Here is a 21,024-nt window from a genome sequence, read left to right on the forward strand (position 1 = left end):
ATCAGAAAAAATTTGAATAATAAAACCTTTTTCTATAAGATTTTTAAGATCTTTTAAATGATCTAAATACTCATATTCATCATTTTTAAAAACTTCACTAAGAAGATTATAGGCATTAATGCTTACATTTGCTTGTAAATAATTTTTACACAAATGCTTTAAAATTAAAATTTCATCTTCACTGCATTGTAAGTTTTTATAAATATTGCTTTTAAAAGTATCATTAAGAAAAAGTTTTAAATCTTTCATATTTTCCTTTATATTGATTTTATGCTAAATTTAATTTTAGATTTTTTGTCACTAAAACTCATATTTTTATCACAAACCTCATAAAAAATATCATAATTTTTGCTTATAATATTTTGAGTAAAACCACAAGAAGTGATTTGCTTATTTTTCCCATAAAAAATAGGTTTTTTGTAAATTAAATCTTGCAAAAAATCATCATAATATTCATAATTAAAAAATCTTTTATTAAAAAAAGTTTTTGCATAACATACACCATTAATGCAAATTTTATCCATGATTTTTAACTCAAGTAAAGCCTTAGAGGCACTATAAAGTTCTAAACTTGTAAAATTTTTTCCCTCATATAAAAAGCCGTAATCAGCAAATCTAAATTGAGGGGTTTTTAAAACAATATAAGCACTTTGTGATTGTGTTTTACTTTTTAAAGCACAAGAGCTTAAAAAAACACATACAAAACACAAAAAAATTATTTGAAGTGACTTTATCATTTAAGGTTTTTAAAACTAAGATTAAGTTCTAAATTTAACTCTTTTACTATTTTCATCACGCTTTGCAAATCATCAATTTGCTTACCAACTACGCGAATTTCATTGCCTCTAATACTTGAAGTTACCTTTAGCTTACTATCTTTTATAGCTTTATTAATCTTCTTAGCACTATCAGCATCAATAGCATCATTAACTTTTAAATTCAATCTAAAATTTGCTCCACTCTCCCTGTTTAACTCTTTAATACCATTAGGATTAATCCCTCTTTTGATAAGTTTTGAGATAACAATATCTTTTAGCACTTCAATTTTTGCTTCACTTGAACAAGTAAGCTTATAAATACTTTCTTTTTCATTTAGCTCTATTTCACTTTTAATGCCTTTTAAATCATATCTGCTATCAAGCTCTTTTTTAGCTTGCTCTAAAGCATTTTTTAGCTCTTGTTTGTCAATTTCCCCACTAATGTCAAAACTATGTTCATTTGCCATTTTCTATAAACTCCTTAAGATTATTAAATACGATTTGGACTAAATTTTGTATGGATTCTTCACTAGCCCATGCAACATGTGGAGTGATAATTAAATTTTCTTTATTTTTTATATTAAGCAAAGGATGATTTTCAACCATAGGTTCTACTTCAAGTACATCAAGCCCCACTCTAATATTTTTTTCATCCATAATTTGAGCCAAATCTACTTCATTAATAATCCCACCACGACCTACATTAATTAAAATGGCCTCACCTTTTAAAAGCATTAATTCTTTCTTGCTTAATAAATTTTTTGTTTTTTTATTTAAAGGTGCATGGATACTTATCACATCAGAAGTTTTTAAAAGCTCTTCAAGGCTTACTTTCTCATATGTATCATCATTATTAACCCCTGAGGTAGAATAATAACAAACATTTGCTCCAAATATTTGCGAAGCCTTAGCTACCTCTTTACCTATAACTCCAAGCCCTATAATACCATGTTTTTTTCCTGTTAGAGTATGTAAAGTTCTACTAAAATCAGTGAATATTGGGCTTTTTACCCAAAGCCCTTGTTTGGTCCATCCATCATAATATGGGATTTGATTTAAAAAAGCAAAAAGCAAAGCAAATGTATGACTTAAAACACTTTTGGTAGAATACCCAGCTGCATTTTTTACTATTATACCTTTAGAATTTGCATAAGCTACATCTATATTATTTACCCCTGTACCAAGCTGCAAAATGAGCTTTAAATTAGTGTTATCTATAACTTCTTGATCAATGATGACTTTATTTATCATCACAACTTGTGCATCAGATATTCTTGAGATAACCTCATCTTTAGATGTAAGTTCATAACTTATAAATTCCCCAATACTTTCAAAAGCTGTTAAATCAGCTCCACCTAAAGTAGCAGCATCTAAACATACTATTTTCATTTTTTATCCTTTAACAATGTGCCCTACAAATTTAGAATAATTATCAAGCACCAAACCACCTTTTCTAAAACCTAAACCACAACCCTCATAAGCAAAGAAAACTCCTGCTTGATAATAATCATTTTCATTTTGATTAAACTCAGCAAATTCTTGATACACAAAACGATTGTTTTGATAATCTCCACTTGTTTCAAAACTTATATCTCCATTAGCCTCTATAATAGAAACATTTGCTCCTTCTCTACCAAAAACAGGCTTTTTAACACATTTTTTACCCACTAAAGGCTCATCGCTTGTTTCAAGCAATAAAGGATGATTTGGATAAAGCTCCCATAAAATTTTCATTATACCCTTGCTTTGAAAAAGTAAAGTATAAGCAGGATTTAAAATAATTGCTTTTTGATTTTGCATAATTTGAGTTAAGAGCATAGCAAGTTCACCCTCTTCTATAGCTATACTTTCCCAAGGAATGAGTTTGAAAAAATACTCAAAATTTATATCATTTTTAAAAATTCCTTCGGGTGAAAATTCTACCTCATCAATATAAGAAAATTCACTCTCAAAACCAGCTTCACTAGCAATGTGCGCTAAAAGTTTTGTTGTAATCATATCCTCATCACTACCTGCAATTGAAGAAAACAATATTTTCCAACCTTCATAATATTTTTCAAATTCACTTACATCTTCTTCTAAGGTTATAAGTCTCTTAAAATTATCTCTTAAAGCTTCATATATATTATTAAATTGCGAGCTTTCATCTAGGTTGTTTTGCTTTAAAATAGCCCATTGCAAAATAGCACTTTCAAATAAAGATGTTGGAGTATCAGCATTAAATTCTATTAGTTTTATAGGCTTACCATCAAGCCCACCTGCTAAGTCAAACCTACCATATAAATGCCAATGCACATCATTTTCCCAACTCATCTTAATCGCATCAACCAAATTAAAAGGAATTCCAAGCTCGTCAAAACGATCATTATCAATCACTTCTTGCGCAGCAGCTACAAACATATCATAAAGCTCATTAACTGCTTCATAGTATGCATTTGCTTCATCTTCCCTTACACAAACTAAATTAGAATCTAAATAATCACTTCCATCATTATCCGTATGCCATGAAAAACCTATTTGCTCTAAATAAGATTTTTCTAAAGGATTTACTTTTAAAAAATTCATTTTTTCACCTTTTAAGAGCCAAAAGAATTTGTAGAGCTTGAAGTAGCTTTAGAGCCACCACCAAAAAAGCCTGATTTTTTTGCATTTGATCCTGAAGTAGCACTTGTACTTGCTTTATTAAAGCTATTTACACTTCTTTGATAAGCACTTTGATTTGAAAATGCTCCTCTTTGTTGATTTGTAAAATTTTGATTGTTAAAAAGCTTTGAACCTATCCAACTTCCCAAAATAGCTCCAGCCGCACTCGCAAGCAATGTCTCGCCTAAAGAAAGCCCACCGCTACTCATTTGGGCATTGTTTGGATTTGTTAAATTTGAAGTACCATTGTCTATTTTAGCAGCTTCTTCTTGGATTAATTTATCCATTTCTTCTTTGCTTAAAACCCTTTCAGTTCCATCAAGTTGTTTTAAGACTACCCTAGTTTCATCACTTGGAAATTGATCTTTGATTTTGTATTGATTTGGAGCGGTTTCTTCAATAATAACAAAGGCCCCTTGAGTATTTGCCGCTTGACTTAAAGCGTTATTGCTAGAATCATTTGTATTATTACTACATGCACTTAAAGCACCTGCACTAATTGCAGCAATACCACTTATCATACTAAGTTTGAGTATAGTTTTAATGTGTTTCATAATCTTTCCTATAAAAAATTTATAAATTTAACTTAATAAGATTTTAACAAAAAAAGTATTAATAAAAATTAATTGTTTTAGTTTATCATAGTCATTAAATTACTACTTAAAATAAACACAGCAAAAGCAAAAAATATAAAAGCACTTAGATAATCAATAAGTTTTAAATTCTTTTGATAAATTCTTACCATAAATGGTTTAGAAAATAATAAAGAAATCAAAGAAAAATAAATTATAGTTTCTAAAATCAAAACAAATATCAAGACTATCAGCATCCATCGCATTTGTGTAAAATCAAAACTTGCAAAAACACTGGCGAAATAAAAAATTGCTTTAGGATTAGATAAATTTGTAATCATTCCACTTAAAAATGCAGATATATAAGTTTTTTGAACTTTAATTTTGTCATTTTTTGTATTCTTGTAAATCTTAAAAGATAAATACAAAAGATAAAATGCTCCAAAACTTGATAGTATAATTTGTAAAAATGGGAATTTATGAAAAACGACATTTAATCCGAGTATAGAAAGTATAATCCATATACTAACAGCTAAACTTACTCCCAAGCTTGCCTTTAAAGCACTTTTAACCCCTTCTCTTAATGCATATGAACTTACTAAGAAAAAATCAGGTCCTGGTAAAATAAGTCCGAAAAAATGAATGATTATAATCCAAAAAAACATAAATATTTTAACGAAGAAAGCCGATTTCTCGGCTTTTTGGTATTAGAGTCTTGACTCGTAGCGTCTAAGCATATAAAGTCTTTTAAGCATTTTTTTGCGTGCTGAAATTTTTTGTTTTTTGCGAATTTCAGTCATAGGCTCAAAAAATCTTCTAGCGCGAACTTCAGTAACAACTAGATTTCTATCTACTTGCTTTTTGAATTTTCTATACGCTTCGTCAAAAGACTCATTAGGATGTACCTTGATTCCTGGCACGACCCTCACCACCTTTCTTTAAATAAATTTTAAAATAAAGATTATATCATAATTTTCTTGAAAATAAAACTTATTTTTGTAATAATTATATAAATAAAAATTAAATATAAATTATTAATTAAGACAAAGTTTGATTTAATTTTTCTAATACTACAATATAAAGAAATATTTCTAAGGAAAATAAAATGAATGCTCACATCACAAACTATACTAAAAAAAGATATATAGCTTATATCATTTCTATGATCATTTTTATAGCACTACCTTTTATAAAAATAAATGGAAATCATTTCTTTTTATTAAGCTTTGATCATAAAAAACTTAATTTATTTTTTATCGCTTTTGATACTCAAGAGCTGTATTTAATGCCTTTTGTTATCATGGGTATGTTTTTAACTATACTTTTTGTTACTACTTTAGCAGGAAGAATTTGGTGTGCTTGGAGCTGTCCTCAAACTATTGCTAGAGTTATTTATAGAGATCTTTTACAAACAAAAATCTTTAAAATTCATAAAAGCACAGCAAATAAACAAAAGCAAGTCAGTGGATTTTTCGTCAAAAAAGCTTTAAGTATTGTGATTTTTTATCTTTTTTCATTGTTAATGATGAGTGCATTTTTATGGTATTTTGTACCACCTGAAGATTTTTTTACATACATTCAAAATCCTGCCGATCATTTATTGCTTTTAGGGATTTTATTTTGTGCTTCTTTGGCTTTTACTTTTGATATAGTATATTTGGGTGAAAAATTTTGTGTTTATGTATGTCCTTATGCAAGAATTCAATCTGTAATGTTTGATAATAACACCGTTCAAGTAATATATGATGATAAAAGAGGAGGTATGATTTATGATGGACATACCAAACTTTATCAAAAGCCACCACAAGGTGAATGTATAGGATGTGAAGCCTGTGTAAAAATTTGTCCTACACATATAGATATACGCCAAGGAATGCAACTTGAGTGTATTAATTGTCTTGAATGTGCCGATGCTTGTTCAAAAGTTCAAGCCAAATTTAATCGTCCTAGCTTAATTAATTGGACTAGTGCAAAAGCTATTGAAACAAGGGAAAAAGTAAAATATTTTAGATTTAGAACTATTGGATATTTAGTTGTTTTGTGTGGTGTTTTTGTAGCTTTAGTTTTAATGGGAAGTAAAAAAGAAAATATGCTTTTAAATATCAACCGTTCTAGCGAGCTTTATCAAATCAGAAAAACCCATGATGGAGAATTAATTATTAGTAATGCTTATGTATTTTTATTTCAAAACACCGATAATAAAACTCATGAGTATTATTTTGATGTGAAATTACAAGGCATTGAAGATGGCTTAGAAATCATTAGACCTAAAAAATCTTTTAAACTAAAAGCTGGCGAAAAAGATAAACATATAGTTGTTTTAAAAGCTACTAAAAAACTAGCCGATAATGATAGAAAAGACACTGTAATACCATTAACCATCAAAGCCTATGCACTTGATGATAAAAATATTGTCATATTACGCGAGAGCAATTTTGTATATCCTAAAAATTCTATCATAGAGCATAAAAAATACTAAAATGAAAAAAAGAATTTCTTCAAAATCTCAAGCAAGGCTTGAAAAAATCAAACAAATCGCTGCGGAGTCATTTTTAAAAAATGGCTACGAAGCAACTAATCTTAAAGATATTATCAAACAAGCTGGTGGATCTTTTTCTTGCGTATATGAGCATTTTAAAAGTAAAGAAGGTTTATTTGAAGCGGTTTTAAATGATTTTGCAGAAAATCATTTTTTAGCTATTTTAAAAAAAAATATGCGACTTTCACCTGATGCTAATTTAGAAGAATTCTTATATCAATTTGCAAAAGCTTATTTAGGGATTTTTAACGACACCAAAACTATAGCTATAGTAAGACTTTTGTATTCTGAAATTTATAATGAAAAATTTGATTTTGGAAAATGGTTTAAAGGAAGCAATAGAAAAGAAGTAGAATATGTTCTTCGAAAAAGATTTGAAGAAGAAAATGAAATTTTAGCTCAAAATGCTGAATTTTTAAGTTATACTTTTTGCGCTATGCTTAGAGGGACATTTTTTATACAAAGCACTTTTGAAAATAAAGTTTCAATGAATAAAAAAGAACAACAAAGCCATGCAAAAAAAATCGTAAAGCTTTTTACTCAAGGTCTTGTTAATTTTAATTAACTAAAGATTGATAAAATAGTATTTATTAATTTTGTAATATAAATTACTTTTTATTTAGCTAAATAAATAACTTAAGGAAACAAATGAAAACAAAACTTTTAACTCTAGCTTGCGCTTCTCTTATCTTTATAGCATGTTCAGATGATAAGAATGCACAAGTTAAACAACTCCCTCCTCAACCTGTTAGTATTATGACTATGCAAAGTGCTAATTTACCTTTAGAATTTACTTATCCTGCGAGATTAAGCACTGAATTAGATGTAGTAGTCAAACCTAAAGTAAGCGGTGAAATCAAAGCAAAATACTTCAAAAGTGGTCAAGCTGTAAAAAAAGGCGATAAGCTTTTTCTTATAGAACCTGACAAATACCAAGCAAGTGTAAATATGGCTTATGGAGAAGCTTTGGTAGCAAGAGCTAATTTTGATGATGCTGAAAAAAATTTTAAAAGAGATAGTATTTTAATAGAAAAAAATGCTATTTCACAAAAAGAATTTGATGCAAGTTTAGCTAAATTTAACTCCACAAAAGCTAATCTAGAAAGCGCTAGAGCAAAACTTGCTAATGCAAGATTAGACTTAAAATACACCATAGTAAGTGCTCCTTTTGATGGAATTTTAGGTGATGCGTTAATGGATGTGGGTGATTATGTAAATGCTTCATCTACCGAACTTGTACGCATTACAAACATTAACCCAATTTTTGCAGATTTTTATATTTCTGATGTAGATAAAATCAATATGAATAAAAATATTCAAAGCGGCAATTGGAAATTAGAAAATATCCAAGTGCAAGCTAATGTTGGTGGAGAACTTTTCAATGGAAAATTATATTTCGTAGATAGCGTTATAGATACTCATAGTGGTGGAGTAAAAGCAAAAGCTATTTTTGATAACAACAATTCAAACTTAATGCCTGGCTCTTTTGCAAATGTTCATGTTGGTGGTTTTGTTCAAAAAGATGGTTTTGAAATTCCTCAAGTTGCGCTTTTGCAAGATGATAGTGCTACTTATGTTTATACCCTTGTAGATGGAAAAGTAGTTAAAACTATTGTTAATGTTATTTATCAAACTTCTGATAAAGCAATTATTGATAAGGGCTTAAAAAATGGGGATAAAGTGATTTTAAATAACTTCAAAAAAATCCGTCCTGGTGCAAGTGTTAGCGTAATGGAGAATAAATAATGTTTTCTAAATTCTTTATAGAAAGACCTGTATTTGCTTCTGTTGTAGCTATTATCATTTCTTTAGCAGGTATTATAGGACTTTATTCTTTACCCGTGGAGCAATATCCTTCCTTAACTCCACCCGTTGTTAAGGTAAGTGCAACTTACTCAGGAGCTGATGCTCAAACGGTGGCTCAAACGGTGGCTATTCCTCTTGAAGATGCAATCAATGGGGTTGAAAATATGATTTATATGGATTCAACTTCAAGCTCTTCAGGAGATATGAGCTTAAGTGTATATTTTAATATAGGTACAGATCCTGACCAAGCAACAGTTGATGTTAATAATAGAATTTCAGCTGCTATGGCAAAACTACCTGAAGATGTTAAAAAAACTGGTGTTAGTGTAAGAAAAACTGGTTCAAGTATATTAGAAGTTGCTACTTTATATTCTCCTGATGGCTCTATGGATTCACTCGAAGTGTATAATTATGCTGCATTAAATATTTTAGATGATCTTGCTAGGGTTCCTGGTGTGGGTAATGCCGTAGCTATTGGTGCAAGAAATTATTCTATGAGAATTTGGCTTAATCCTGATTTATTAAACAAATATCAAGTTACTGCAACTGATGTTATTGCTGCAGTTAGCGAGCAAAATGCTCAATATGCTACTGGTAAGATAGGTCAAGAACCTGTGGTGGAAAGATCTCCTTATGTGTATTCAGTAACTATGCAAGGAAGATTAAAAAATACTAAAGAATTTGAAGATATTATCATAAGAGCAAATAGTGATGGCTCTTTTTTAAGACTTAAAGATGTAGCCGAAGTTTCTTTAGGATCAAGAGAATATACTTTTAAAGGTAGATTAAACGGAAATGACGCTACTCCTATTTTGATTTTCTTACAAACCGGAGCAAATGCTGTAAATACAGCAGAATTAGTGCAGAAAAAATTTGAAGAACTTTCTAAAAATTTCCCTGAAGGATTAACTTATAAAGTGCCTTATGATACAACTATATTTATTAAAGCTTCCATTAAAGAAGTGGTAAAAACTTTCTTTGAAGCATTAATTTTAGTTGTAATTGTAATGTATTTGTTCTTAAAAAATTTCCGCTCAACTATTATACCAATGATTGCTGTTCCTGTTTCTATTTTGGGAACTTTTGCAGGATTATATGTCTTAGGTTTTAGTATCAATCTACTTACACTTTTTGCCTTAGTATTGGCTATTGGTATTGTTGTTGATGATGCAATTATAGTAGTTGAAAATATCGATAGAATTATGCATGAAGATCCAAATATAAGCATAAAAGAAGCAGCTATTAAAGCTATGGATGAAGTTGCTGCACCTGTTGTTTCTATAGTTCTTGTACTTTGTGCGGTTTTCATACCCGTTTCATTTATATCAGGTTTTGTGGGAGAAATCCAAAAACAATTTGCCATAACCTTAGCAATATCTGTTACTATATCAGGCTTTGTAGCTTTAACACTAACTCCTTCTTTATGTGCAATTTTTTTAAGAAGAAATGAAGGTGAACCTTTTTACTTTGTGAAAAAATTTAATGATATTTTTGATTGGTCTACCGAAGTTTTTGGCGCTGGTGTGGCTTATATACTTAAAAGAACAGTGCGTTTTATGTTAATTTTTGTAATCTTTTTGGGTGGTTTATATGGACTTTTCAAACTTGTTCCAAATTCACTTGTTCCAAATGAAGATCAAGGAAACTTTTTAACTATTGTCAATCTACCCGCAGCATCTTCGCTTAATAGAACTACTCAATCAATGGATGCTATGGCAGAAGAAATCCGCAAAAATGAGAATGTAACTAATGTGGTAGGACTTATAGGCTATGATCTTTTTACAGGTTCTTTAAAAGAAAATTCTGGCGCAATGTTTGTTAATTTGAAAAATTGGGATGATAGAGATATTAGTAGTTTTGATTTAGTTGGATCTTATAACAAACAATACTTCTTAAATCCAAATTTTCAAACTTTCTTTGTTAATCCACCACCAATCCAAGGTTTAAGCTTAACTGGTGGTTTTGAGATGTATGCACAAAATCGTAGCGGAAAAAGTTATGATCAAATTCAAATTGATGTAAATAAATTAGTTGAAGCAGCAAACAAGCGTCCCGAACTTCACAATGTAAGAACAACGCTTGATACTAATTTTCCGCAATTAAAACTAGAAATTGATCGCGATAAAGTAAAACTTTATGGTTTAAATTTAGCTGATGTATTTAGCACTCTAAATGCCACCATAGGAACTTATTATGTAAATGATTTTTCTATGCTTGGAAAAAATTATCGTGTAAATATAAGCGCAATTGGAGATTTTAGAAATACTCAAAATGCTTTAAAAAACATCTTTGTTAGATCAAAAGATGGTTCTATGATAGCTCTAGATAGCGTTTTAACATTACAAAGAAGTGTTGGTCCTGATGATGTAAAACGCTTTAATATGTTTCCATCGGCTTTAGTGCAAGGTGATCCTGCTCCTGGCTATACTTCAGGACAAGCCATTGATGCAATTGCACAAGTGGCAAAAGAAACTTTAGGAGAGGATTATTCTATTGCTTGGTCAGGTTCAGCTTATCAAGAAGTTACAAGTAGCGGTGCTGGACAAATAGCATTTATGCTAGGACTATTATTTGTATTTTTAATTCTAGCAGCACAATATGAAAGATGGCTCATGCCTTTAGCAGTAATTACGGCTGTGCCTTTTGCAGTATTTGGTTCTTTGCTTTTTGTATGGCTTAGAGGATTAGAAAATGATATATATTTTCAAACAGGACTTTTACTTTTAATAGGCCTTTCTGCTAAAAATGCCATTTTGATTGTTGAATTTGCTATGGAAGAGCATCTTAAAAAAGGAAAGAGTATTTTTGAAGCTTCTATTAGTGCAGCAAAATTGAGATTTAGACCTATTGTAATGACTTCATTAGCATTTATTTGTGGTATTTTACCGCTTTTCTTTGCATATGGAGCAGGAAGTGCAAGCCGCCATGCGATAGGTACAGGTATTATAGGTGGTATGATAGCAGCTTCTACTATAGCCATTTTCTTTGTACCTTTATTTTTCTATTTACTAGAAAGTTTTAATAAATGGCTTGATAAAAAAAGAGGTAAAATCAATGCGTAAGTTAATAATTTTTGCAAGTTGTTTTTTAATAACAGCTTGCAGTTTAAAACCAAATTTAGAAATTAAAGATGTAAATTACACTAAAAGCTTAGATCAAAACATTAGCATTAACAAACAATGGTGGAAAGCTTTTGATGATAATTATTTAAACACCTTAGTCGATCAAGCTTTAAAAAACAATAACGACTTGCAAATTGCATATATGAATTTACAAAAAGCTTATGAAGCTTTAGGTATAGCAAGAAGCGATCTACTTCCTAAACTAGACGGAAGTGCTAGCGGAGCAAGAGCAAAAACTAGCATCAATGCTCCAAGCAACAAAAGTAATGAATTTGTCTATGGCAATGATTTTAATATGGGTTTAAATTTAAGTTATGAAGTAGATTTATGGGGTAAATACAGAGATACTTATAATGCTTCAAAAGCAAAATTACAAGCTAGTGAGTTTGACTATGAAAGTGCAAGATTAAGCTTAATTTCTAATGTAGTAAAAACTTATTTTAATCTAGCAAGCTTAAGTGAGCAAGTAAAAATTTTAGAAGAAACAACCCAAAGTTACCAAAAAACTTATGAGTTAAAATTAGAGCATTTTAAACTTGGAGTAATTAGTGAGTATGAGCTTAACAAATTTAAAGCTGAACTTGAAAATTCAAGAGTTTTACTCACAAATGCTAAAATTCAAAAAGAAGCTAATATCAAAGCTTTAAAAATCTTAACTTCAAATGATATTGATGATATACTTTATAATAGCATAGAGTATAAAAAAATAGGACAATACGAGCTTAGCATACCTGAGGGCATTGGTAGTGAAATTTTGCTTCAAAGACCTGATGTGCAAGCTAGTTTAAAAATTTTAGAAGAAAAAAACTATCTTGTTGGGGTAGCCAGAACTGCATTTTTACCAAACCTTTCTTTAACAGGACTTTTGGGCTTTCAAAGTAATGATTTAGATCTTTTAGTCAAACATGGAAGCAATACTTGGAATGTGGCTGGAAATTTTGCAATGCCGATTTTTCATTGGGGTGAGATTATGAATAATGTTAATATCGCAAAACTTACCAAAGATGAAGCGTTTTTACAATATGAAAACACCTTAAAAACAGCCTTTGGGGAAATAAGACTTGCTTTATTTAACCGCCAAAGCTATTATGAAAATGAGCAAAATTATAAAAATTTATTTCTAGCTCAAAGTAAAATTTATGAAATTTCTACCTTAAGATATGAAAATGGCGTGATTAATTTAGCTGATTTTTTACAAGATCAAAGAAATTACCTAAATGCTAAACTTTCTTACACTAACTCATCTTATGAGCTTGCAAATTCCATTGTAGATGTTATGAAAGCCTTTGGTGGTGGATTTAACGCTAAAGAAGAATCAAAAGAAAATATCAAAGCTATGGAAGAAAACTTAAAAGAAAACTTTTATAACAACTGAGCCTTAAGGCTTAGTTGTTAATGCATTTGAATTTGAATTCTTTGATTAAAATTATTATTTCCTCTATCTTTTGGGCTATTATGCTCAAAACGATAACGCATATTACCTGAAACATTAACATCTTGAAAAATTTCATCTAAAGGTGCAGAATTTGACACGCTTATAAGCCCTAATAAAAATATAAAAAATGCTATAAAAATATTTTTCATTATAAAGCCTTTGTAAAAATATGATACAATTATAGTCTTTTTAAATAACTACAAAATGAAATTTTTAGGAAAAATATGAATTTTTTACAAAACTTAGCTCTTTCTTACTCACATAAAGCCATGCAAAAATCTTTAGAGAATGGTTTTGATGTGAAACTTTTAAAAGAAGGACAAGAAAAAAAAGTTAATCCAAAAAAATCTTATATGCTCTATGCTCATATACCATTTTGCCATACTTTTTGTCCATATTGTAGTTTTCATAAGTATTATTATAGTGAAGATTTAGCAAAAAGATATTTTGAAAGCTTAAGAGAAGAAATCAAACAAATCAAAGACAAAGGATTTGATTTTACTTCTATGTATGTGGGTGGTGGTACTACTTTGATCAACGAAGAAGAACTTGCTAAAACTTTAGAACTTTGCAAAAAATTATTTAATATTAAAGAAATTTCTTGCGAGAGCGATCCTAATCATATCGAACCTAAAAAGCTAGAAATGTTTAAAGGGCTTATAGATCGTTTAAGTTGCGGTATACAAAGTTTTGATGATGATACTTTAAAAAAAGTAGCAAGGTATCATAAATTTGGTTCAAGCAAAGAGCTTCAAGAAAAGCTTTCTAAAGCTATAGGTGTGCTTCCTATTATGAGTCTTGATTTGATTTTTAACTTTCCTTCTCAAACTAAAGAGCAATTACTCAATGATTTAGAAATAGCCAAAAATTTAAAACCTCAACAAATCACAACTTATCCTTTAATGAAATCAAACCTCACAAAAGATAATATCGCAAAAACTCTAGGAGTAAGTTTTAAAGATAATGAATTTGAGTTTTATAAAATCATTATAGATTTTTTCAAAGATTATGAAAGAAATAATGCATGGTCATTTTCTTTAGAAAAAAGTAGCTTTAATGATGAGTATGTAAGTAGCCATCATGAGTATTTGGGTGTAGGAAGTGGGGCTTTTAGCTTTTTAGATGGAGAGCTTTTAATCAATGCTTTTAATTTAAATGATTATTCTAAACTCATCAAAGAAAAGCAAAATGCAAATATTGCTAAAGCTAATTTTAGTAAAAAAGAAATCATCAAATATGTCTTTTTAACTGAAATGTTTGCAGGTAAAATCGAGATTGATAAATTTAACAAAACTTTAGATTGCAATTTAGAAAAAGATCTTTTCATAGAACTTTTAGGTCTTAAGCTAAGTAAAGCTATAAAAAAAGAAAATAATACTTTATACACAAGTGAATTTGGGCGTTATTTGTTTATGGTATTAATGAAAGATTTTTACACCGGTATGGATTTAGTGCGTGCTGTATTTAGAGATAATAAACGCTTACAAGATAAAGAACACATTAATATCATGCAAGAAAATGTTGATCCACTTGATTTTAAAAGTATGAAGTTTAAAGGATAAAAAGCCTTTAAAGGCTTTTTACTAAAATGGTCTTACCACCATCATAATAGCAATAATTATAAATAATATCGTTGGAATTTCATTATAAGCTCTAAAAAATTTCCCACTCTTTTTGCAAGTATCATTTTGAAGTTGTTTTAAATAATAATAATTTTGCAAATGATAAATGATCAAAAGCAAAGCACAGGTTAATTTAGCATGCATAAATCCTGATCCAACCATCAAAACTTTATTTACATGCAACATCAAACTTCCACTTATTAAAGTTACTATCATCGCAGGAGTTTGGATATAAAAATACAATTTTCTTTCTTGAATTTTTACCACTTCTACAAAGCCTTTATTATCTTTATGCTCTGTATGATAGACAAAAAGTCTTGGTAAATAAAACAATCCAGCCATCCAAGAAACAAAAGCTAAATAATGCACCATTTTAATCCACAAATACCAGTCAGTTAAAAAATCTAACATTTTTTTCCTTTTTTATTAAAAATTTCTTTTATTAAAATCAAAGCTACACTAATGTTTATCATCACATCAGCTAAATTAAACACAGCAAATTCAAACCACTTATGCCAAAATACAAAATCCACCACACCTATATGCACAAAGCGATCAAGTAAATTTGAACACCCAGCAGATAGCATAATAGCAAAAGCGATCAAATGTGTTTTAAAAAATTCTTTTTGATAAAGCAAATACACAAACAAAGCCAAAATAAAAACAAGTTGTATGTATTTTAAATACTCTCCTAAAAATGCAAACATTGAAAAGGCTACACCGGTATTATAGGTTAAAACTAAATCAAAAATTTCACCCTTATACTCAAGCCCTTGCAAAAACAAATACTTACTTACTTGATCTAGTATAAAAACTAAAGCAAAAACAAGCCAAAATTTTAAAGATAAAATTTTAAGCATTCAATGCTTTCATAAAAAAGCTTTCAACAGCTTTCATTTCTTTTTCTAAAAGCTTAATATCTTTTGCTTCAAGTAATAAGCGTATTAAATTTTCTGTACCTGAATACCTAAACAAACTAGCAATTCCTTTTTTTTCTAAATCTTTTTTCAACTCTTCTAAGCCTGCAAGCTTACTTAAGTCTTTTTTCTCTGAAATTTTAAGATTATGCAAAAGCTGTGGGTAAGGTTTAACTTGATTTAAAATTTCACTTGCACTTTTTGCTTCACTTAGCATTAAAGCACTAAATTGTAAAGCAGCTACCAAACCATCTCCAGTTTTTGCATAGTCACTAAAGATAATATGCCCACTCTGCTCACCACCAAAATTTCCACCGCATTCTTTGAGTTTTTCAAGTACATATTTATCGCCTACATTGCAAGTTTCATGTGTGATTTTATGTTTAGTTAAAAACTCTTTTAAAGCACCATTGCTCATTATAGTGCTAACTACACTTGATTTTAACTTGCCTTGTTTTTTCAAAAATAAAGCTAAAACACCCAAAAGACTATCTCCATGAGCTACTTCGCCTTTTTCATCTACAACAACCAAACGATCCGCATCCCCATCAAAAGCAAAACCCACATCTGCTCTAAATTTTTTTACTTCTAAAGCTAAATTTAAAGGATGTAAAGCCCCGCAATTTTCATTGATATTTAAACCATTTGGCTTATCATTGATCACAATCACATCTGCACCAAGTTCTTTAAAAACCGTAGGTGCTACCTTATAAGAAGCTCCATGAGCCACATCTAACACAACGCGTAAAGACTTTAAAGTCAGCTCTTTAGGAAAAGAATTTTTTATAGAAACAATATATCTTCCTATCACATCATCAATTCTTTTTGCTTGACCAATTTGTGATTTTGTTGTTCTTGCCTCTTCTATGAGTTTATCATTAAAATAAATTTCTTCTATTTTCGCTTCTGCTTGCTCATCAAGTTTATTTCCGTGTGCATCAAAAAATTTAATGCCATTATCATAGTAAGGATTGTGTGAAGCTGATATCATAATCCCTGCATCACAACGCATATCTTCAGTTAAAAACGCAATAGCAGGTGTTGGCATAGGGCCTATTTCTATAACATTATAACCTATAGAAGTAAGTCCTGAAACGATAGCATTTTCTATCATATAACCACTTCTTCTTGTATCTTTTCCTACTAAGATATTGTTTGTAAGGGCTTTGTCTTTAAAATAAATTCCAGCAGCCATAGCCAAACGCATTGCTAAAAATGAATCCAAAAACTCCCCCGCTTTACCGCGTACTCCATCTGTTCCAAAAAGTTTCATTTTTTTACCTTTGATTTTAAATAGTGCAATTATAAGTAAAAAAGTTAAGTAATGTATAAATGTGAGAATTTTATAAGCATTAGTTAGTAATAAAAATATATAATTTTTAAAATTTCACTTAAGGAAAATGAATGAAAAAAATCATCGCAGGGGTTGTAGTAGTAATTTTACTAGTTATAGGGTTTTTTACCTCAGCTTCTTATATTAACTCAATCAATGAAAAAATCTTTGCACAAATGAGTCAAGATACAGCATATTATAATGTTGAAGATACTAATTACACTAAAGGACTTTTAAATTCCAAAGGAAGTTTTATAGCTACACTTAATGATTTACCTTATAGTTTTAAAGTGAATGTGGATTTTTCCAATAATTTTTTTGCAAGTAATAATGCTATCGTTTCTATTTTAAATGAAAATGAAGACTTAAAAGGCATTTTTCCAAACGAAGAAATCTTTAAAATCTTAGTTAGCGTCAAAGGTGGTGACATTAACATCAATGCAAAAATAAATGATATTAATTTCACACGCAATGATACAAATTTAGTTTTAAACAATACATCATTTAAGATTATAGGTTCTGATGAATTTGTAAAAAATATGGAACTTAATCTAGGTTATGTTTTATTAGAACAACTATCTCATAAAGAAAAATTAGAAGCAAAAAATATCAAAATTTCTGAATTTCCTATACAAAAATTAAGTTTTAATGATATCTTTAGTCCTAGTAGAAATAGTGAGCAAAATATAAGCATTGATAGTGCTAGTTTTATAAGTTCTATTGCTTTTGACTTTGATAAATTAAAAATTTTTGCAAAAACAGCTCAAAATACTCAAAACGATTATGATAGCGTTTTAAAACTAGATTTAGCTAAATTTAATCTTGCAAATGAAAACTTTATGTTAAATAATATTAATTTAGATATGAATTTTAATAATCTTTCTAAAAAAGCTTATGATAGCTTAATGCAAAATTCAAACACTGATATTTTTTCTATGATGCTTTTGGCAAGTCAGTTTTTAAAAGCAAACCCACAAATCATCTTAAATAATCTAAGTTTTGAAAAAGAAGGTAAAAAATTTGACGCAAATGGACAAACTATTTTCACTGAAAATAATATAAAATCACAATTTCATGCAAACACAGAAATTCTTCCTAGTCAAATTTGGCCTGATTTTGCAAATTTTGATACTTATTTCGTAGATAATAATGGCTCTTATATGCTTGATTTTATCTATGATGATTCTAATAAAAGTGATGTTACAACTATCATTAATGGTGAAAGACTTACCATAAATCCACAATGACAAATTTAAGCTTAACTTTTCGTCCTAAAACTTTAGATGAGGTTTTAGGACAAGAAAATTTAGTAGAAATTTTTAAAAAATTCATACAAGTTTCAAAACTCCCTCATAGTGTATTTTTTGGCCCAGCAGGTTGCGGGAAGACTTCTTTTGCAAGAGCAATAGCGTATGAGTATAAACTAGACTTTTATGAGTTTGATGGAGGGAATTTTAAACTTGAAGAACTTAGAAAAATACTAGCTAAATATGAAAATTCTTTATATAAACCTTTGATATTTATTGATGAGGTGCATAGGCTTTCAAAAACCCAACAAGAAATGCTTTTAATCCCTTTGGAAAATCAAAAATGCCTTTTCATAGGCGCAAGCACTGAAAACCCCTACTTTACTTTAACTTCAGGCATAAGAAGCAGAAGTATGCTTTTTGAATTTAAAGGTTTAGAGTATAAAGACTTAGAAAAACTTGCCACAAAAGTGCAAGAAAAACTCCAATGTAAAATCGATGATGATGCTAAAGACTTTTTAATCACTTCTAGTGCAAATGATGCAAGAAGCTTTTTAAATTTATGTGAGTTTGCTTTGACTTTAGATAGCACTCATATCACACTTGAAACTTTAAAAAAATTAAGAGCAAATGTTTTAAGCGATGGCACTTCAAGTAAAGATACACACTATAGACTAGCTAGTTCTATGATAAAAAGTTTAAGAGGAAGTGATGTGGATGCGAGTTTGTATTATCTTGCGAGGTTGATCGATGGGGGTGAAAGTGCGGATTTCATCGCTAGAAGATTAGTGATATTTGCAAGTGAAGATATCTCAAATGCAAACCCACAAGCACTTAATCTAGCCACAAGCACACTCATAGCAGTAAAAAACATAGGCTATCCTGAAGCTAGGATCATCTTGGCTCAATGTGTAGTATTTTTAGCAGGTTCGCCCAAGTCAAACTCAAGCTATCTTGCTATAAATGAAGCGCTAAATTATGTGCAAAACAACCCTGCATTAAAAATACTTCCTTATCTTGATAATAACAACCCACAAAGAAAAAACTACCTTTACCCGCATGATTTTGGAGGATGGGTTAAGCAAAGATATCTAGAAAAAGATTTGAAATTTTATCATAGCAAAGGTATAGGTTTTGAAGCACAGCTAGATTTATGGTTAAATGATATGAAAAAAATTAAAAAGTGATTTTAAGCACAATGTAAAAATATTTTTATATAATTTTTGTTTTTTTAAGGTTCCGTAGCTCAGTTGGTAGAGCACCACCTTGACATGGTGGTGGTCGTTGGTTCAAGTCCAATCGGAGCCACCATTTTTTATTTCTTTCGATTTCTTTAATTTCCAAAAAATGCTTTCAAAATGCTATATATAAACAAACTAAATGATCTTTGATTTCAATTAATTTCTTTTGTGTTATAATTATTTTCAATTAATTAAGGTCATTATTAGGGTTCTTAAAACCTAATAGGGTTCTTTAAAGGAAAATAATGGCAAACATAGCAAAACAAAGCTTACAAGATAAAGATATTAGAAATTTAAAACCTAGTGACAAACGATACAAAAAAGCTGTAGGTAATCCAAAAGAGCTTTATATTTTTGTATATCCTAGTGGCCAAAAAACTTTTAGTATTAAAATTAATGACAAATACACAAAACTTAAAGAATTTAGAGAAGGAATTTATAGTGTAGCTGAAGCTAGAAAAGAAGCTATTCAGTTTTTAAAAGAATTTGAAAAATGTAAAGATATACGGTTGCTAAAAAATGGAAATGATAAATATAAGTTTAAAAACTTATTTATTCTTTATATAGATCAAAAACAAAAAAAATGTCTTAGCGATAGCTATGTTAAAAAAATTATACAAATGGTAGAAAAATATCTCATGCCAAGTTTAGGAAATTTAGATGTAAAAAACATAAAATATAGTGATTTATTATCTATATTTAATGCTATTTATAATCCAAATAATCCTTATACAAGTAGGTTAGAAACCATACACCGTTTAATCAATCATGTTCAGGGTATTTTTAGAATAGCCTTAAAAGATAGATATATTGATTTTGATCCTAGCGATGGCTTAAAAGATAACTTTGCTTCCTCTAAAAGATTTCAAAACAACCATAATATAGATACAAGATACCCTGCCTTAATTCAATCAGAAGATTTAAAAGAATTTATTCAAGATCTAAAGCAAGATAATAGAATGGAAAAACAAACAAAAAGGGCTTTGTATTTACAAATTCTTAGTATCAATAGACCTTTTAACACTGCTAGTGTAAAATGGGCTAATATTGATTTTGAAAAACAAATTTGGACTATACCAGCAAATGAAACAAAAACAAAAATTGCACATGAAATTCCACTTACAAAAACAATGATTAAGGTATTAAAAGAGCAATTTTTATTTAGCGGAGAAATTAGCGATTTTGTTTTTCCTGCACAAACCATACAAGGACATATTAATAGAGATAGCATAGGTAAAGCCATTAAAAATTTAGGAGGTAAAAATAAATGGCACAAGCGAGCTAGTTCTCATGGTTTTAGAGCTACATTTAGAACTATTTGCTCTCAACATAAGGCAGAGCTCTTAAAATTAAATATTAGCGAAGAAGTTATTGAAAGCGTTTTAGCACATAAAGAACTTAATCAAATAAAATTTTCTTATGAAAGAGAAAAAGCAACCATCATTCAAAAAAGAAAACTTTTACAATGGTATGATGATTATTTAAATAATTTAGAATTTTTAGGAATATAAATATATTATATTTTATTTCTCATAATTATTTTTATACTCTTTTTAATTTCGTTAAAAAGAGTATAAAACCTTATATTACAGAACTTGAAATAGATTATAAAATTTTCTTTTTACTTTCTGTAGGAAAATTATCCATAAAATCAAATTTTTTAGATTATCAAATTTTTAGAATGTTTAACATAATTTTTTTAAATATTCAATACTTCTTTACCTTATAAAAGCTTTCCTAACTCATTGTAAAGCTTAAGAAATTCTAAGCCCTTTATTCATTTCTATCT

The 21,024-nt window shown here is 29.2% G+C and carries 20 protein-coding genes, 1 tRNA gene and 1 pseudogene; 10 read left to right on the forward strand and 12 right to left on the reverse strand.

From position 1 onward, the window contains the following. The 8 genes and pseudogenes from L8W64_RS04135 to rpsU all read right to left on the reverse strand — a co-directional run. Nucleotides 1–249 (reverse strand): annotated as a pseudogene (locus L8W64_RS04135) (AAA family ATPase); the annotation flags it as partial. An 8-nt stretch (nt 250–257) separates the two neighbouring features. Then, on the reverse strand, nt 258–737 hold the full coding sequence (locus L8W64_RS04140; RefSeq protein WP_263672922.1) for a hypothetical protein: 480 nt from the start codon (nt 735–737) through the stop codon (nt 258–260). Beyond that, nucleotides 734–1,225 carry a YajQ family cyclic di-GMP-binding protein gene (locus L8W64_RS04145; protein ID WP_133319059.1) on the reverse strand — a complete coding sequence of 164 codons (492 nt, stop codon included), beginning with the start codon at nt 1,223–1,225 and terminating at the stop codon, nt 734–736. Before L8W64_RS04145 ends, L8W64_RS04140 begins: the two co-directional genes overlap by 4 nt. Further along, nucleotides 1,215–2,147 carry a D-2-hydroxyacid dehydrogenase gene (locus L8W64_RS04150; protein ID WP_263672923.1) on the reverse strand — a complete coding sequence of 311 codons (933 nt, stop codon included), beginning with the start codon at nt 2,145–2,147 and terminating at the stop codon, nt 1,215–1,217. Before L8W64_RS04150 ends, L8W64_RS04145 begins: the two co-directional genes overlap by 11 nt. A 3-nt stretch (nt 2,148–2,150) precedes the next feature. After that, complete coding sequence (locus L8W64_RS04155) at nt 2,151–3,323, reverse strand: glutathionylspermidine synthase family protein (RefSeq protein WP_133319061.1); 1,173 nt, start codon at nt 3,321–3,323, stop codon at nt 2,151–2,153. A gap of 11 nt (nt 3,324–3,334) precedes the next feature. Further along, nucleotides 3,335–3,955 carry a UPF0323 family lipoprotein gene (locus L8W64_RS04160; protein ID WP_263672924.1) on the reverse strand — a complete coding sequence of 207 codons (621 nt, stop codon included), beginning with the start codon at nt 3,953–3,955 and terminating at the stop codon, nt 3,335–3,337. Nucleotides 3,956–4,032: 77 nt separating this feature from the next. Next, nucleotides 4,033–4,638, reverse strand: coding sequence for a LysE family transporter (locus L8W64_RS04165; RefSeq protein ID WP_263659242.1), 606 nt, complete (start codon nt 4,636–4,638; stop codon nt 4,033–4,035). Nucleotides 4,639–4,680: 42 nt separating this feature from the next. Beyond that, nucleotides 4,681–4,893: a 30S ribosomal protein S21 gene (rpsU, locus tag L8W64_RS04170; RefSeq protein WP_002780697.1), complete on the reverse strand. Its 213-nt coding sequence runs from the start codon at nt 4,891–4,893 to the stop codon at nt 4,681–4,683. Nucleotides 4,894–5,078: 185 nt separating this feature from the next. Between rpsU and ccoG the strand changes: the two genes are divergently transcribed. From ccoG to L8W64_RS04195, 5 genes are all read left to right on the forward strand, one after another. Then, a complete protein-coding gene (gene ccoG / locus L8W64_RS04175) occupies nt 5,079–6,452 on the forward strand; it encodes a cytochrome c oxidase accessory protein CcoG (RefSeq protein WP_133319064.1) in 1,374 nt (457 codons plus the stop codon). Nucleotide 6,453: 1 nt separating this feature from the next. Then, nucleotides 6,454–7,077 carry a TetR/AcrR family transcriptional regulator gene (locus L8W64_RS04180; protein ID WP_133319065.1) on the forward strand — a complete coding sequence of 208 codons (624 nt, stop codon included), beginning with the start codon at nt 6,454–6,456 and terminating at the stop codon, nt 7,075–7,077. An 83-nt stretch (nt 7,078–7,160) separates the two neighbouring features. Beyond that, nucleotides 7,161–8,258 (forward strand): efflux RND transporter periplasmic adaptor subunit, encoded by a 1,098-nt coding sequence (locus L8W64_RS04185; protein WP_133319066.1) that lies wholly within the window; start codon nt 7,161–7,163, stop codon nt 8,256–8,258. After that, nucleotides 8,258–11,380 carry an efflux RND transporter permease subunit gene (locus tag L8W64_RS04190; protein WP_263660428.1) on the forward strand — a complete coding sequence of 1,041 codons (3,123 nt, stop codon included), beginning with the start codon at nt 8,258–8,260 and terminating at the stop codon, nt 11,378–11,380. Before L8W64_RS04185 ends, L8W64_RS04190 begins: the two co-directional genes overlap by 1 nt. Continuing rightward, nucleotides 11,373–12,815, forward strand: a complete 1,443-nt coding sequence (locus L8W64_RS04195) for an efflux transporter outer membrane subunit (RefSeq protein ID WP_263660427.1) — start codon at nt 11,373–11,375, stop codon at nt 12,813–12,815. The genes L8W64_RS04190 and L8W64_RS04195 overlap by 8 nt, the downstream gene beginning before the upstream one ends. Before the next feature lie 17 nt (nt 12,816–12,832). Here L8W64_RS04195 and L8W64_RS04200 read toward each other — a convergent pair whose 3' ends face one another. Beyond that, on the reverse strand, nt 12,833–13,024 hold the full coding sequence (locus L8W64_RS04200) for a mini-MOMP protein (protein WP_133319069.1): 192 nt from the start codon (nt 13,022–13,024) through the stop codon (nt 12,833–12,835). A 75-nt stretch (nt 13,025–13,099) separates the two neighbouring features. Here L8W64_RS04200 and L8W64_RS04205 point away from each other — a divergent pair, with 75 nt between their 5' ends. Next, the gene (locus L8W64_RS04205; protein ID WP_263672925.1) at nt 13,100–14,437 is read left to right on the forward strand and encodes a coproporphyrinogen III oxidase family protein; all 1,338 of its coding nucleotides are present in this window, start codon (nt 13,100–13,102) and stop codon (nt 14,435–14,437) included. Nucleotides 14,438–14,458: 21 nt separating this feature from the next. On the opposite strand, the gene hemJ is transcribed toward L8W64_RS04205, so the two are convergent. From hemJ to glmM, 3 genes are read right to left on the reverse strand one after another with little or no spacing between them, the layout of a single operon-like run. Continuing rightward, nucleotides 14,459–14,908 carry a protoporphyrinogen oxidase HemJ gene (hemJ, locus tag L8W64_RS04210; protein WP_039629243.1) on the reverse strand — a complete coding sequence of 150 codons (450 nt, stop codon included), beginning with the start codon at nt 14,906–14,908 and terminating at the stop codon, nt 14,459–14,461. Further along, nucleotides 14,902–15,357, reverse strand: a complete 456-nt coding sequence (gene lspA / locus L8W64_RS04215; RefSeq protein ID WP_263672926.1) for a signal peptidase II — start codon at nt 15,355–15,357, stop codon at nt 14,902–14,904. The genes hemJ and lspA overlap by 7 nt, the downstream gene beginning before the upstream one ends. Continuing rightward, entirely contained in the window at nt 15,350–16,687 is a 1,338-nt protein-coding gene (gene glmM / locus L8W64_RS04220) for a phosphoglucosamine mutase (protein ID WP_039629248.1), read from the reverse strand. Before glmM ends, lspA begins: the two co-directional genes overlap by 8 nt. A 131-nt stretch (nt 16,688–16,818) precedes the next feature. On the opposite strand from glmM, the gene L8W64_RS04225 reads away from it, so the two are divergent. From L8W64_RS04225 to L8W64_RS04240, 4 genes are all read left to right on the forward strand, one after another. Beyond that, nucleotides 16,819–17,994: a DUF945 family protein gene (locus tag L8W64_RS04225; RefSeq protein WP_220566946.1), complete on the forward strand. Its 1,176-nt coding sequence runs from the start codon at nt 16,819–16,821 to the stop codon at nt 17,992–17,994. Further along, nucleotides 17,991–19,181 (forward strand): replication-associated recombination protein A, encoded by a 1,191-nt coding sequence (locus tag L8W64_RS04230; RefSeq protein ID WP_263672927.1) that lies wholly within the window; start codon nt 17,991–17,993, stop codon nt 19,179–19,181. The genes L8W64_RS04225 and L8W64_RS04230 overlap by 4 nt, the downstream gene beginning before the upstream one ends. Nucleotides 19,182–19,229: 48 nt before the next feature. Then, nucleotides 19,230–19,305 (forward strand) — tRNA-Val (locus L8W64_RS04235). A gap of 175 nt (nt 19,306–19,480) precedes the next feature. Further along, the gene (locus L8W64_RS04240) at nt 19,481–20,746 is read left to right on the forward strand and encodes a tyrosine-type recombinase/integrase (protein ID WP_059110992.1); all 1,266 of its coding nucleotides are present in this window, start codon (nt 19,481–19,483) and stop codon (nt 20,744–20,746) included. Nucleotides 20,747–21,024 lie beyond the last annotated feature (278 nt).

Source organism: Campylobacter sp. IFREMER_LSEM_CL1097 (assembly GCF_025772225.1).
GTDB lineage: Bacteria > Campylobacterota > Campylobacteria > Campylobacterales > Campylobacteraceae > Campylobacter_D > Campylobacter_D lari_D.

What these genes read in the sequence shown, in the direction of transcription:
- L8W64_RS04140 (WP_263672922.1), bottom strand. Translation starts at nt 737, where the DNA reads ATGATAAAGTCACTTCAAATAATTTTTTTGTGTTTTGTATGTGTTTTT.
- L8W64_RS04145 (WP_133319059.1), bottom strand. Translation starts at nt 1,225, where the DNA reads ATGGCAAATGAACATAGTTTTGACATTAGTGGGGAAATTGACAAACAA.
- L8W64_RS04150 (WP_263672923.1), bottom strand. Translation starts at nt 2,147, where the DNA reads ATGAAAATAGTATGTTTAGATGCTGCTACTTTAGGTGGAGCTGATTTA.
- L8W64_RS04155 (WP_133319061.1), bottom strand. Translation starts at nt 3,323, where the DNA reads ATGAATTTTTTAAAAGTAAATCCTTTAGAAAAATCTTATTTAGAGCAA.
- L8W64_RS04160 (WP_263672924.1), bottom strand. Translation starts at nt 3,955, where the DNA reads ATGAAACACATTAAAACTATACTCAAACTTAGTATGATAAGTGGTATT.
- L8W64_RS04165 (WP_263659242.1), bottom strand. Translation starts at nt 4,638, where the DNA reads ATGTTTTTTTGGATTATAATCATTCATTTTTTCGGACTTATTTTACCA.
- ccoG (WP_133319064.1), top strand. Translation starts at nt 5,079, where the DNA reads ATGAATGCTCACATCACAAACTATACTAAAAAAAGATATATAGCTTAT.
- L8W64_RS04180 (WP_133319065.1), top strand. Translation starts at nt 6,454, where the DNA reads ATGAAAAAAAGAATTTCTTCAAAATCTCAAGCAAGGCTTGAAAAAATC.
- L8W64_RS04185 (WP_133319066.1), top strand. Translation starts at nt 7,161, where the DNA reads ATGAAAACAAAACTTTTAACTCTAGCTTGCGCTTCTCTTATCTTTATA.
- L8W64_RS04190 (WP_263660428.1), top strand. Translation starts at nt 8,258, where the DNA reads ATGTTTTCTAAATTCTTTATAGAAAGACCTGTATTTGCTTCTGTTGTA.
- L8W64_RS04195 (WP_263660427.1), top strand. Translation starts at nt 11,373, where the DNA reads ATGCGTAAGTTAATAATTTTTGCAAGTTGTTTTTTAATAACAGCTTGC.
- L8W64_RS04200 (WP_133319069.1), bottom strand. Translation starts at nt 13,024, where the DNA reads ATGAAAAATATTTTTATAGCATTTTTTATATTTTTATTAGGGCTTATA.
- L8W64_RS04205 (WP_263672925.1), top strand. Translation starts at nt 13,100, where the DNA reads ATGAATTTTTTACAAAACTTAGCTCTTTCTTACTCACATAAAGCCATG.
- hemJ (WP_039629243.1), bottom strand. Translation starts at nt 14,908, where the DNA reads ATGTTAGATTTTTTAACTGACTGGTATTTGTGGATTAAAATGGTGCAT.
- lspA (WP_263672926.1), bottom strand. Translation starts at nt 15,357, where the DNA reads ATGCTTAAAATTTTATCTTTAAAATTTTGGCTTGTTTTTGCTTTAGTT.
- glmM (WP_039629248.1), bottom strand. Translation starts at nt 16,687, where the DNA reads ATGAAACTTTTTGGAACAGATGGAGTACGCGGTAAAGCGGGGGAGTTT.
- L8W64_RS04225 (WP_220566946.1), top strand. Translation starts at nt 16,819, where the DNA reads ATGAAAAAAATCATCGCAGGGGTTGTAGTAGTAATTTTACTAGTTATA.
- L8W64_RS04230 (WP_263672927.1), top strand. Translation starts at nt 17,991, where the DNA reads ATGACAAATTTAAGCTTAACTTTTCGTCCTAAAACTTTAGATGAGGTT.
- L8W64_RS04240 (WP_059110992.1), top strand. Translation starts at nt 19,481, where the DNA reads ATGGCAAACATAGCAAAACAAAGCTTACAAGATAAAGATATTAGAAAT.